Source organism: Planococcus plakortidis, assembly GCF_001687605.2.
GTDB lineage: Bacteria > Bacillota > Bacilli > Bacillales_A > Planococcaceae > Planococcus > Planococcus plakortidis.
This window is the reverse complement of record NZ_CP016539.2, coordinates 1,573,604-1,584,853: the sequence shown is the minus strand read 5'-3', so window position 1 is coordinate 1,584,853 and position 11,250 is coordinate 1,573,604. Positions and strand designations below refer to the sequence as shown.

Annotated in this window: 10 protein-coding genes; 1 reads left to right on the top strand and 9 read right to left on the bottom strand. The window is 50.9% G+C overall.

Annotated elements, in window-relative coordinates; all coding sequences use genetic code 11:
* Window positions 1-10: 10 nt before the first annotated feature.
* The 5 genes from lpdA to BBI15_RS08010 all read right to left on the bottom strand — a co-directional run bounded on the left by lpdA (window position 11) and on the right by BBI15_RS08010 (window position 6,836).
* A complete protein-coding gene (gene lpdA, locus BBI15_RS08030; protein ID WP_068869088.1) occupies window positions 11-1,438 on the bottom strand; it encodes a dihydrolipoyl dehydrogenase in 1,428 nt (475 codons plus the stop codon).
* 23 nt (window positions 1,439-1,461) lie between these two features.
* Window positions 1,462-2,547, bottom strand: coding sequence for a butyrate kinase (gene buk / locus BBI15_RS08025; RefSeq protein WP_068869087.1), 1,086 nt, complete (start codon window positions 2,545-2,547; stop codon window positions 1,462-1,464).
* Between the two features lie 27 nt (window positions 2,548-2,574).
* Window positions 2,575-3,675, bottom strand: coding sequence for a Leu/Phe/Val dehydrogenase (locus BBI15_RS08020; protein ID WP_068869086.1), 1,101 nt, complete (start codon window positions 3,673-3,675; stop codon window positions 2,575-2,577).
* Window positions 3,676-3,753: 78 nt separating this feature from the next.
* Complete coding sequence (gene yqiS / locus BBI15_RS08015) at window positions 3,754-4,671, bottom strand: phosphate butyryltransferase (RefSeq protein ID WP_257785648.1); 918 nt, start codon at window positions 4,669-4,671, stop codon at window positions 3,754-3,756.
* A gap of 122 nt (window positions 4,672-4,793) precedes the next feature.
* Window positions 4,794-6,836 carry a sigma-54 interaction domain-containing protein gene (locus tag BBI15_RS08010; protein ID WP_068869084.1) on the bottom strand — a complete coding sequence of 681 codons (2,043 nt, stop codon included), beginning with the start codon at window positions 6,834-6,836 and terminating at the stop codon, window positions 4,794-4,796.
* A 128-nt stretch (window positions 6,837-6,964) separates the two neighbouring features.
* Between BBI15_RS08010 and BBI15_RS08005 the strand changes: the two genes are divergently transcribed.
* Entirely contained in the window at window positions 6,965-7,201 is a 237-nt protein-coding gene (locus BBI15_RS08005) for a DUF2627 domain-containing protein (protein WP_068869083.1), read from the top strand.
* 67 nt (window positions 7,202-7,268) lie between these two features.
* On the opposite strand, the gene BBI15_RS08000 is transcribed toward BBI15_RS08005, so the two are convergent.
* From BBI15_RS08000 to ahrC, 4 genes are all read right to left on the bottom strand, one after another.
* Window positions 7,269-8,000, bottom strand: coding sequence for a glycerophosphodiester phosphodiesterase (locus tag BBI15_RS08000; RefSeq protein WP_068869082.1), 732 nt, complete (start codon window positions 7,998-8,000; stop codon window positions 7,269-7,271).
* Window positions 8,001-8,190: 190 nt separating this feature from the next.
* Window positions 8,191-8,946, bottom strand: a complete 756-nt coding sequence (gene spo0A, locus BBI15_RS07995; RefSeq protein ID WP_068869081.1) for a sporulation transcription factor Spo0A — start codon at window positions 8,944-8,946, stop codon at window positions 8,191-8,193.
* A 33-nt stretch (window positions 8,947-8,979) separates the two neighbouring features.
* A complete protein-coding gene (recN, locus tag BBI15_RS07990; RefSeq protein ID WP_068869080.1) occupies window positions 8,980-10,677 on the bottom strand; it encodes a DNA repair protein RecN in 1,698 nt (565 codons plus the stop codon).
* Between the two features lie 18 nt (window positions 10,678-10,695).
* Complete coding sequence (gene ahrC / locus BBI15_RS07985) at window positions 10,696-11,145, bottom strand: transcriptional regulator AhrC/ArgR (protein ID WP_058380870.1); 450 nt, start codon at window positions 11,143-11,145, stop codon at window positions 10,696-10,698.
* Window positions 11,146-11,250: the final 105 nt, after the last annotated feature.

Genomic DNA, 11,250 nt, shown 5'->3' with positions numbered 1-11,250 from the left:
ATTTCCTCCTTTAACTATGGATCGCTTTGCCGTCTACGGCTAAAGCTGCTTCGCCCATGACCTCTGAAAGCGTCGGGTGCGGGTGGATCGTATCTGCAATTTCCCATGGCGTTGCGTCAAGTACCATCGCAAGCCCGGCTTCCGAGATCATGTCCGTGACATGCGGCCCGATCATGTGCACGCCGAGGATATCATTCGTTTCTTTATCCGCAATGATCTTGACGAAACCATCCGATTCCCCGTAGACCAGCGCTTTGCCAATTGCCTTGAATGAGAATTTCCCGGTTTTCACATCATAGCCTTGCTCTTTCGCCTGGTCTTCCGTAATGCCGACACTTGCCGCTTCCGGATTCGAGTAGATGCAACGGGAGACCAAATCGTAATCGATGGCGTGCGGTGCATTGCCTTTAATATGCTCGACAGCCGTGATGCCTTCATGTGACGCGACGTGTGCAAGCTGCAGGCCGCCGATGACGTCACCGATTGCGTAAATATGGGATTCTTTCGTCTGGAATGTGTTCTTCACTTGGATGAAACCATTCTCAACAAGGATGTCCGTGTTTTCGATCCCGATATTCTCCACATTCGCTTGGCGTCCGACCGAGACCAGCATTTTATCGGCAGTGAATGATTCATTGCTGCCGTTGATTTCTGCCTGGATCGACACTTGGCCATCGCCTTTTTCGACTGTTTCCGGCAAGACTTTGGCACTTGTGGCGAAGTTTATCCCTTTTTTCTTCAATAATTTCTGCATTTCCTTTGAAATGTCTTTATCTTCGGTCGGGATGATGCGGTCCGCATATTCGAGAACCGTCACGTCAACGCCGAAATCGTTGAGCATCGATGCCCATTCGATTCCGATGACACCGCCTCCGACGATCAAAATGGATTTCGGCAATTCGCTCATGGCAAGTGCTTCATCTGAGCTCATGACGAATTCCCCGTCGATCTCAAGACCTGGCAATGTCCGCGGGCGTGATCCGGTTGCGATGATGACATTGTTCGGGATGAGCATTTCATTTTCTTCTCCGTTGTTCATCTCGACGGAGATGGTTCCAGGGCTCGGCGAGAAGATCGATGGGCCGAGAATGCGGCCGATGCCTTCATAGACATCGATCTTACCTTTTTTCATCAAGCCTTGGACACCGGCATGAAGCTGGTCGACGATCCCTTGTTTGCGCTGTTGGACGCGAGAGAAATCGAGTGAAACTTCCCCGGTATTGACGCCGAAATCAGCCGCATGGTTTTTCGTCGTCGCATAAACTTCCGCACTGCGGAGCAATGCTTTACTCGGGATACAGCCTTTATGCAGGCATGTGCCGCCCAGATTGCCTTTTTCGACAATCGCAGTTTTGAGGCCGAGCTGGGCTGAGCGGATTGCCGCTACATAGCCGCCCGTACCGCCGCCTAGAATGACGACATCGTAATTTTGAGCCATTGGGTATTCCTCCTTTGGAATGGTTAACCGTTTGGATAGATTCGAGCTTGTTCTTCGCCGTCGAGTACCCGGCTGGCGCCTTCTGCGAGCGCTTGCAATTCGTTTTCGCCGGGGTGAATCACCACGTCGGCAATCCATGAAATTCGGTCAGAAATCGATTTGACGAACTCTTTTCCATAAGCCAAGCCGCCGGTCAGGATGATGGCATCGACCTGCCCTTTCAATACGGCACTTGCAGAACCGATTTCCTTGGCGACTTGATAAGCCATCGCCTCGTAAATCAAGGCGGCTTCCTTATCGCCTTTTTGGATGCGTTTTTCGACCGTCACTGCGTCGTTCGTGCCGAGATAACCGACCAACCCGCCTTGCCCGACGAGCTTTTTCATGATCTCATGACGATAATATTGTCCGGAAAAGCACAGTTCGACCAAATCACCCGCCGGCACGGTGCCTGCCCGCTCCGGGCTGAAAGGGCCATCGCCGTGCAAGCCATTATTGACGTCGACGACTTTGCCGCCTTCATGCACGCCGACCGTGATGCCTCCGCCCATATGTGTAACGATGAGGCGCAGGTCCTGGTATGCCCGCCCTGTCTCTTTGGCATAGCGTCTTGCGACCGCTTTTTGGTTGAGGGCATGGAAAATCGATTTGCGTTCAATTAATGAAAAGCCGGAAACACGTGCAATAGGCGCTAATTCATCAACCACCACCGGATCGACAATAAATGCCGGGATGTTCAATCCTTCGGCAATTTCATGGGCGATGATGCCGCCGAGGTTGGAAGCGTGCTGGCCCGAATAGCCTTCGCGTAAATCCTCCAGCATCGCTTCATTGACAGCGTAAGTGCCGCCTTCGATCGGCCGCAACAAGCCGCCCCTTCCGCATACGGCAGAAAGTTTCGAGACGTTCATGCCTTCTTCATCCAGCGCTTCCAATATGTTTTGTTTCCTGAATTGGAACTGGTCAATAATGGCAGGGAAATCCGCCAGCTCTTCTGTTGAGTGGCGGATTGTTTTTTCAAGGATCTGGACATCGTTGTCAAAAACGCCGATCTTTGTCGAAGTTGAGCCGGGGTTAATGACCAGAATTCGATTCAGCTGTTTTTGCACATCGATTCCTCCATTTCTTCCTTCTGGTTAGCGTCTGCTCAAGATATCGTGGCCGTGGCCGCTGCGCAGGAATTGGCTTCTGGAATTACGGACGCGTTCGATACGCTCTTCAGCCATGCGCTCAGCAGCGATATAGCTCGGGATCCCGTCGCGTTTAGCGATTTCGAAGATGCGCGTGATGCTGTCGTAGATCGTTTCAACGCGTTTCATGGCGCGTTCGTTGTTGTAGCCGTAAAGCTCATCCGCTACGTTGATGACGCCGCCTGAGTTGATGACGAAATCCGGTGCGTAAACGATGCCGCGTGCTTCGAGTTCATCGCCGTGGCGTTCTTCTTTCAACTGGTTGTTGGCAGAGCCTGCAACTACTTTGACTTTCAATTGAGGAATCGTCTCATCGTTGATGATCGCTCCCATAGCACATGGCGCAAAGATATCCGCATCCTGCGAATAGATTTCGTTAGGCTCGACTGCAGTTGCGCCGAATGCCTCCACTGCACGCTGAACCGCTTCTTTATTGATGTCTGTGACGATCAATTTCGCGCCTTCCTTGTGCAAGTACTCACATAGTGGATACGCGACGTTACCGACGCCTTGCACTGCCACTGTTTTGCCTTCAAGTGAATCGTCGCCGTAAGCTTCCATCGCAGCAGCTTTCATGCCGATGTATGCGCCGTACGCAGTGACAGGGGACGGATTGCCGGATGAACCGAATGCCGGCGAGATGCCTGTAACGAAATCCGTTTCTTCGTGGATCATGTCCATATCGGCGACAGTCGTCCCCACATCTTCAGCCGTGATGTAACGGCCGTTCAAGCCTTGGATGAAACGGCCGAAAGCGCGGAACATTTCTTCATTTTTGTCTTTCAGCGGATCGCCGATGATGACGGTCTTGCCGCCGCCGAGGTTAAGCCCCGCAGCTGCGTTTTTGTACGTCATGCCGCGCCCTAGGCGGATCGCGTCTTCAATCGCCTCTTCTTCAGTCTCATAGTTCCACATGCGTGTGCCGCCAAGAGCCGGCCCAAGAGTCGTATCGTGGATGCAGATGATGGCTTTCAGCCCTGAGTTTTTGTCCTGGCAAAATACCAATTGCTCGTAGTCGTGTTCTTCCATTTTTTTGAAAATTTCCATCATAAATTCCTCCTAGTGGTTTCTGCTGATTTTGGCAAAAATTTTAATGGGCAGCGATCTGTTGAATAGACGCTGCTTTTATAGAGTCGCTGAGCGCAATGCTAAAGCGAGAGAGAATAATTTGCTTTCTGCACTGTCGGCGCGCGATGTCAAGACGATCGGCGCTTTTGCGCCTGCAATGATGCCGCCGACTTTGGCTTTCGAAAAATAGACAAGTGATTTATAGAGGATATTTCCTGCTTCGATGTTTGGCACCAACAGGATGTCTGCATGCCCCGCTGTGTCCCCTTCGATGCGTTTATGCTTTGCCGCTTCCACGGAGATGGCGTTGTCCAGGGCGAGCGGCCCATCGACGATGCAATCGGTAATCTGCCCGCGTTTGTTCATGGCGGCCAGCGCGGCGGCATCCAGAGTCGCCTGCATGGCAGGATTGACGACTTCCACCGCCGCGAGCGCAGCCACGATCGGCAGTTCGACACCATTCGCCCGCGCCACCTGGACCGCATTGCGGATGATCTGCGCTTTTTCCTGAAGCGACGGTTCGAGGTTCATGCCGGCATCGGTTACGAAAATGAGCCTGTCATAGCCTTCGACCTCGAAAGCCGCTACATGTGACAATACCGATCCGGTGCGAAGGCCGTAATCGGCATTGAGCGCGGCCTTCATCAGTGTTGCAGTCGGGATATGCCCTTTCATCAATACGCTGGCGTCATTCATGAAGACGGCCCGCACCGCTTCTTTTGCCGCTTGCTGAGCTCCGTTCACATGATGAAAGGCCAGTTTCGGATGTCCTTTTAAATGTGGAAAGTCATCCGCAATTAATTGCTTTAAAGTGGATTCGTCATCGTATAGATGAAAGCTTGCCAGATTTTGATCGAGCGCCAATGAAATGGCTTCCAAAACTGCGTGGTCCGCAGCGGCTGCCACGGCAACAGCGTGCTCATCCTGTAAGTCGATTTCATCGACGATGCGTTGCAAAGTGGTCATATCTATCACCTCATTCTTTTTTATTAAAACAGAAGAAAACTTGAGATATAAGGGATGTAAGCGTTTTATTTGCAAAATACGGCAGTTCTCTTTGCAAATTTTTGCAAAACCTTGCAAAGAGTTGCAAAAGCTTATAGTAGTCCGAATTTTTCCAATTTATAGTATAAAGTGCGCAAAGAAATCTGGAGTTGTTTCGCGGTTTTCGATTTATTGCCCTTCGCTTCCTCAAGCGCTCTATGGAGGATGCCGCGCTCGACGGTTTCCAGTTGTTCCTGCAAGGGAGCCGACGCGGGAATGATCACTTCGTTCTTTGCTTCTTTCGCTTTCAGCATATTCAAGGGGATATGGTCTTCCGTCATGACTTTATCGTTCATTTGCATAAAAATCATCGACCGACTCAAGATGTTCTCTAATTCCCGCACATTCCCCGGCCAATCGTACATCTTCAGGAATTGCAAGGCTTTTTCCGATACACTTTCTACATTGCGCCCATATTCCTGGTTGAGCTTCAGCAACAGGCGGTCGACGATGCGCGGGATGTCCTGTTTCCTGCTGCGCAATGGCGGAATCAATATCGGCATGCGGTTCAGCCGGTAATACAGGTCTTCCCTGAAGGTCCCGTCAAGCAGCGCCTTTTCCATATTGGCATTGGTCGAGGCGATGACACGGACATTGACTGGGATCGGCTTGGTCCCGCCGATCCGCATCGTTTCGTGTTCCTGCAATACCCGCAGCAATTTGCTTTGGATCTGAGGGGACAATTCCCCGATTTCGTCGAGAAAGATGCTGCCGTTGTTCGCCTCTTCCAGCAATCCCCGCTTTGCCCCGGTCCGGCTTTCAAGCGTGGCGCCTTCTTCGTAACCGAACAGTTCGGCATCCAATTGCTCACTTGATACGGCCGCACAATTGACCCGGACGAATTTATTGAACTGCCTTTCGCTGGCGCTGTGGATGGCGTGCGCGAACAATTCCTTGCCCGTGCCCGACTCGCCGCGCAACAGCACGGTTACAAGTGTTTGGGCGGCGAGTTTCGCTTGCTGCAGTGACAATTGCATTTCGGGCGATAAGCCGATGATGTCATCGAAGGTATACTTCGATTCAAGCGTCCGGATGATGCTTCTCGCACGGTCCAGTTCTTTCATAAGCGAACGGATTTCCGTCGTGTCATGGATGACCCCGACGCTCCCCTTCAATTGGTTATCGACGATGATCGGCGCCACGTTGACGATGACTTCCCGTTTGGCCGGTCCGACTTTCAAATTGACACCGCGCACTGGCTTACGTGTTTGCAAGGCCTTGAAGTGCATGCTTTCGCCTTCCGAAATGTCCGCAGACGCCGGGCGGCCGATGACTTGTTCCATCTCAAGACCCGTAATTCTTGTATAGGCCGGATTGACGAGCAAACCGTTGCCTTTTTCGTCCACCACGGAAATGGCATCGTCGCTGGATTGGATGATTGCTTGGAGCATCGTTTGGATTTCCTTCAGGTCGGTGATTTCCTCGGCGAGCGAAACCACTTCCGTGATGTCCTTGAATACCGCAAAGGCACCGATCAATTCACCGGTTTCATCGATCATCGGGAACCGGCTCGTGACGATTTTCGAGCCGTCCTTCAGTTCCAGCTCACGGTTCAATTCTGTCCTGCCTGTCTCGATGATTCTCGGCAATTCGCTCATCGAAATCAATTCATGAATATGCCGGCCGATCGCTTCCTCCTGCTTGACCGAAAGCATGCGCGCGGCACTGCGGTTGATGAAATTTATATGGTTATCAAGATCGATGCCGACCATGCCTTCGTCGATCGAATTGAAAATGATTGATCCTTTGTGGCTCTCGTTGCTCAGCCTATTGATATAGTGTTCTTTCTCATCCATTAAACGTACGAAGATGTTGGCGACGCTCCCCGGGATGATGACAGTTCGCGGGGGATAAAAACGGCGCAGGCGCTGCGTCAAGTCGTCGTCGCCGGTGACATTGAAGACGATATCGACCGCTTTCGGCAACTCCCGATAATCCGTGGATGTGGAGATCCGGAACTTTTCGGCTTCCCGTAAAGCTGGCGCTGCCGCATCGATATCCGCCACTCCTTCGACATTGAACCATCCTGATTCGACGAGCAGTTTCAGAATCGCAGACCCGCCGATTCCGCCGCCGATTATGATCACTTTTTGCAATTTCCTTCAAACCTTTCTATCCCGATTCGTGCAATGGACTGCACATATATTTCTAGCCTACCGCAGGGGACAATTCTTGACAACTTTGAGCGGATTGGAAACAATGGAACATGAAGGATGTGGAATACATGGGACGATTTATTGCATTTATCATTTTGCTCATTCCCGGCGTCATGGCCGCTTATGGCATCAAATTAATGCGGGATACCCTTTTCAGTAAATTGCTCGAACCGTATCCTGCGCTCTGGATGCAGTTTACCCTCGGGACGTTATTTACAGTAATCGGCATCGGCTTCTTCGCCGGGTTCCTGCTGAATCGCGACCGTAAAAAAGGCAATGTGTCTGAACGGTTCCAAAAGCGATAAATGAAGCTATGCATTGAACACATAAAAAAGCCAGCGGGGAACGATCGTTCCCCGCTGGCTTTTTCCTTTAATGCTGCAATTCCGTTTCAATGGTTTTCCGTAATGATTTAATACGTGCAGGATAATCGGTAATGATCCCCTTGACTGAGGGGTGCAGCGCGTGAAGAAACCGTTCGTTTCCGGATACTCCATAAAGCCTTACCGGTTTATCCATTTTCGCGATCGGTTCCAGCCATTTGGGCTTGTGGAACCTTTTATGGAAATGGAAATAATCAAGCCATTGGTAATTCTCCAGTTCACTCCACTGTTCAGCGCGTTTCAATATCCACGCCGTTTCGATATGCGGCTGCAAATGCTTCATCTTCGCGAGAAGCTCAACATCAAATGAGGAAAGATGGATATCCCCTCCCCCTTCCAGTAATGCCGAGACGATGCCGGGACCGTCAGGATGCTTAGCGACAGATGACTTCAATTCGATATTCAACGGGATGCCTTTCTTCTTGGCCCAGTCAATGACTTCATATGCCAACGGGATCGAGTGGCGCCCGAAACGCCTGAACTTTTTCCGGATCGTCAGCAATTTCAATGATTCATAACGCATATCTTGAATGTCCGCCCGCAACCCCGTCAAGCGTCTCAATTGGTCATCGTGATAAACGATTGCAATGCCGTCTCTTGTCATCTGGACATCCAACTCGATGCCCACTTGGATTTGATGCGCCAGCTCAAATGCATGCCAAGTATTTTCAAGTGCATGGCCAGAAGCGCCACGATGCGCGTAAATTCCGATTTCAGGCATAGCTACCCCCCTTTTGGATAGGACCTGGCTTCGATCATTTATTTTATCATTTCATGGTTCAGGTGCAAGTGTTGGGCTTTCTTGCTGGCTTTTTTTGATTTCATATATTTCCTTATGTAATTAAATACATTTATTAATAAGGCGCTGAAGCACAAAAAAACCGCGGCCCTTAGCAGGCGGCGGTTCATGTTTATTGTGCATCATTCGCGCCGAGACTGTCGACAATCATGGCGATGAATTCGGAATTGGACGGCTTCGATTGCAGATGCGCTTCACTATAGCCGAACACGCTGGCGATATGCTTGACGGATTCGCTGCGTACCCATACCTGCTCGATGGCATGCCGGATCGACCTCTCGACCCGCGCCGGCGTCGTATCGAATTTCAAGGCGATCTTCGGGTATAGCTCTTTCGTCACTTTGCCAAGTGCGGAAGGCTCATCCACGACGATCGATACGGCCGCCTTCAAATACATATAGCCTTTCAAATGCGGCGGCACGCCGATGTCCTTCAGCCTCAAAGTAATGAGCTCATCTTTTGTCACCATACCGTTTTTCGCAGGCTGGTCACCGTTTTTCATAATATGGTTGATTTGCATGACCAGCCGTTCGGTCTCGAACGGTTTCATGATGAAATAGGACGCCCCGTAATCCGCAGCTTGGCTCATGATCGACTCCTGGCCGAATGCGGACAGCATGATGACATGGATCTTGCTCATGCGTTCATCGGCACGCAGCACATCGAGTACCGCAATCCCATCGAGATACGGCATGATGATGTCGAGCAATAAGATGTCCGCATCGGTCTGTTCCAAGATGCCTATGCATTCCCTGCCATCGTAGGCGACGCCCACCACTTCCATATTGGGCTGTGAATCCAGAAATTCGGTCATCAGTTCGACAAGCTCACGATTGTCATCGGCAATGGCGATTTTTATTTTCTCCATATTTTTCTCTCCTAAAATACAGGCTCCGGCCCCTTATTTCATCAACAGCTTCCGGTCCCTCGCCAAAGTCAGCAGTTCGTCAGCATGCTGTAAGGTCAATTCTGTGATTTCCGCCCCTGACAGCATGCGGCTCATTTCTTCGGTACGCTTACGCCCGGTCAATTCCTTCACCGATGTGGTCGTGCGGTCTTTCGACACTTTTTTCTCGATAAACAGATGCTGGTCTGCCATCGCAGCGACTTGCGGAAGGTGGGAAATGCATAGCACCTGGGAATGGCGGGCGATGGCAGCGATTTTCTCCGCAATCGCCTGCGCCACACGGCCACTGACGCCCGTGTCGACTTCATCGAATATGATCGAAGTGATGCCCTGGTGCTTGGAAAAGATCGTCTTCAAGGCAAGCATCATGCGCGACAATTCACCGCCTGAAGCCACTTTCGTCAGCGGCTTCAAAGGTTCCCCAACATTCGTCGAAATATGGAATGCGATGCTGTCCTGGCCAAAACGGTCGAATTTCCCTTTCGGCAGCAGGTTGAACTGGACCTCGAATGAAGCTTTGCCCATATGGAGCTCCTTCAATTGTTCCATGATCGCTTTCGCCAATTTGGCTGCCGCCTGTTTTCTGAGCAAGGTCAGTTCTTCCGCTTCGATGCGCAAGTCCTCGGTCAATTCCTTGAGCTTCTCCTGATCGAGACGCAATCGTTGGTCGCGGTTTAGCAATTTGTCCAGTTCATCGGCCTGCTCTTCCTGATACAATAGCATATCTTCGACCGACGCGCCGTATTTGCGCTTCAAGGATTGCAATAGTCCAAGGCGCTGCTCGATTTCATTGAGCCGTTCCGGGTCGAATTCCAGCTGATCCAGGATGCGCTTGATTTCAGTCGCTGTGTCCTGGAGCTGATAGAATGCCCCTGCAACCGATTCCGAAGCCTCTTGGAACTGCTCGTCGACCGCTGCGGCATGTTCCAGTTCGCTCATCGCGTTGCCGACCCAATCCAGCCCTTTCGATTCCCCTTGAATCGCTTCATGGGCTTGTGAAATCGATTCGAAAATCTTGGTGAAATTCTGCAGCCGTTTGCGTTCCTCCAACAGCGTTTCTTCCTCGCCCGGCACAAGCTGGGCTTCTTCGATTTCACGCAGTTGGAAGGTCAGCAAATCGATGCGCTGTGCGATCTGTTGCTCATTCTCATTATAACTGGCGAACTCACGCTTTAATTTCGTATATTTTTCGAATGTATGGCCATACCCCTCCTTGGCCTTGGTCAACAGCTTCCCGGCAAATTGATCCAATAGATGAAGATGCTGCTTCTCGTCCATCAACTCCTGCGTCTCGTGCTGGCCGTGGATATCGATCAAAGCAGCCCCCACTTCGCGCAAGATCGAGATGGTCACGAGTTTGCCGTTGATGCGGCAGACATTTTTCCCTTTGCCGTTCAGCTCGCGGCGCAACAGGACATCCCCATCGCTCGCCTGGATGCCGAAGTCCTCCAGTTTTTTATGGACCGGATGCTTATTGCCCTCAATATGGAACAAGCCTTCGATTTCGGCTTTCTGTGCCCCGTGTCGAATGAATTCCTGGCTTCCGCGCCCTCCGGCCAGTAAGTGCACGGCATCGATGATGATCGATTTACCTGCACCTGTTTCCCCTGTCAGGACTGTCATGCCTTCTGTAAAACTGACCGATAATGTATCGATAATCGCAAAATTGCGGATATCCAATTCTCGCAGCATATACACCCACCTCTTTAATTAAAGCATTTCAATCAAGCGTTGTTTCAATACTTCGCGGTGTTCCACATCACGGCAGATGATCAAGCATGTGTCATCCCCGCAGATGGTCCCCAGAATTTCCTCCCAATCCAAATGGTCGATCAAAGACCCGATCGCGTGGGCATTTCCCGGCAGTGTTTTCATGACCAAAAAATGGCTGGCCCCATCGATGCTGACGAATGCGTCAGTAAGCGCCCGGTGCAGTTTCTGCATCGGGTTAAAACGCTGGTCCGCCGGCAAACTGTATTTATAACGACCGTCCTGCAATGGGACTTTCACTAGATGAAGTTCCTTGATATCGCGCGATACGGTCGCTTGCGTCACTTCATAGCCCGCAGCCTTCAATAAGTCGACCAAATCATCTTGCGTTTCGATTTCGCGATTTGAGATCAAGTCGCGGATTTTGATATGACGTTGTCCTTTATTCATGGTGCTCCCCCTTGAGTGAATAATTATTCCATATACTTTATATCGTACCTCTAAACCGCGTTGATGACAAGAAAACATCGTGTCCACCATAGAACTATTTACCCC